The organism is Claveliimonas monacensis, assembly GCF_014982975.1.
In the GTDB taxonomy this organism is placed as follows: Bacteria; Bacillota; Clostridia; order Lachnospirales; family Lachnospiraceae; genus Claveliimonas; species Claveliimonas monacensis.
This window is the reverse complement of record NZ_JADCKL010000032.1, coordinates 1-1,874: the sequence shown is the minus strand read 5'-3', so window position 1 is coordinate 1,874 and position 1,874 is coordinate 1. Positions and strand designations below refer to the sequence as shown.

General features: G+C 48.6%; 1 protein-coding gene. It reads right to left on the bottom strand.

Annotated elements, in window-relative coordinates; translation table 11 throughout:
• Positions 1-383: 383 nt before the first annotated feature.
• Complete coding sequence (gene radA / locus INF30_RS14525; protein WP_226395717.1) at positions 384-1,742, bottom strand: DNA repair protein RadA; 1,359 nt, start codon at positions 1,740-1,742, stop codon at positions 384-386.
• Positions 1,743-1,874: the final 132 nt, after the last annotated feature.

The window sequence follows — 1,874 nt, the reverse complement described above, 5'->3', positions numbered from 1 at the left end:
CAGATCTTCGCTTTCGCTCGATCTGATTTCCGTTCTGAATATTTCTCTTAGAAATTTTCAGGGTCGTTGTCTATTGTTCAGTTATCAAGGTTCTTTGTTTTGTTTTCGCATCTCAGCGACAACTTCTATATCTTATCATGTCGCTTTCGATTTGTCAACAACTTTTTTAACTTTTTTTCTTTCTGTATCCTCCCGGATCGAAAGAAAATGTTTTGTTGTTGTTGCTGTCTCACGCGACAGCTTTGATATAATAGCACGGGGGAAGTCGAATTGTCAATGTTATTTTTATTTTTTATTTTATTTATACAATTTATACAATTCAGTTTCCCCCAACCTCTTTTTCAAGGGCATATTGACTATCTGTTTTCTCTTATTTTATATAGTTATATAAGATCAATCGCCTCATTGATGGATTTCACTCCCAGCAGCTTGATCCCCTGAATATTTTTCACCGCATCCAGGGATACTGCCGGCAGGATACAGGTCTGAAATCCCAGCTTCTTCGCCTCAGAGACTCTCTGCTCCGGCATGTTGACAGCCCGCACTTCACCGCTCAGACCCACTTCACCAAACACAAGCACATCTTCCGACACCGGTCTGTTTTTATAGCTGGACACAAGGGCCAGCACGATCCCCAAATCCACGGCAGGCTCATTGATGCGGATACCGCCCGCAATATTGACGTAAGCGTCATAGTTTGAAAGAGGAAGGCCCAGCCTTTTTTCCAGCACAGCCATCAGCAGATTCACACGATTGTAGTCTGTTCCTGCAGCGGTCCTCCTTGGCATGCCGAAATTGCTCCGGCATACAAGCGCCTGGATCTCCAGAAGAATGGGGCGGGTTCCCTCCATAGAACAGGCCACCACGGATCCGGAGGCATTTTCCGGTCTTCCGTTGAGCATGAACTCAGAAGGATTTTCCACCTCCCGGAGTCCGTCCTGTCTCATCTCAAACACCCCGATCTCGTTGGTGGAGCCAAAACGGTTCTTTACGCCCCGCAGGATCCTGTAGGAGGCATGGCGGTCCCCCTCAAAATACAAAACCGTGTCCACCATGTGCTCCAGGACCCTGGGACCGGCCACTGTCCCCTCCTTTGTCACATGCCCTACTATAAAGATGGAAATTCCCATACCCTTGGCAATCTGCATGAATATGTTGGTGGCCTCCCGGACCTGTGAGACGCTCCCGGGGGCAGAAGACACCTCTTCGCTGTACATGGTCTGTATCGAGTCAATGACTACAAGGGAGGGTCTCTCCTTTTCAATCACACTGCGAATAGTCTCTATATTTGTCTCACACAGAAGCAGCAGATCATCTGTAAAGGTTTCCATGCGGTCTGCCCGCAACTTGATCTGTTTCAAGGACTCCTCCCCGGAAATATACAGGAGCTTCTGTTTGCGCTCCGTCAATCTCTGGCACACCTGCAGAAGAAGCGTGGATTTTCCTATTCCAGGGTCACCTCCCACCAGCACAAGTGAGCCAGGCACGATCCCGCCTCCCAGCACGCGGTCCAGCTCGCCGATACCGGTGCAGACCCGCTCTTCTCTATCTGTCTGCACGCTGGACAGGGCGACCACCTCAGCCTCTTTCAGACTTTTTGTCTGTCCCCCCGTCTTTGCTGCAGTCACCTTTTCTTCCACAAATGTATTCCACTGCCTGCACACCGGGCACTGACCCAGCCATTTGCTCTCCTCATGCCCGCAATTTTGGCAGAAAAAAATACTTTTCTTTGCTTTTGCCACTGTTTTCCTCCTCGTATTATATAGTAGTAGTGTTTATAGACCCTCTCCAAGGTCTGTATGCTATACTGTTTGGAGATACTGTGGATTGGTTCATTCCTCCTACCACTTGATGGTTACGGAAAGGCTCCAACC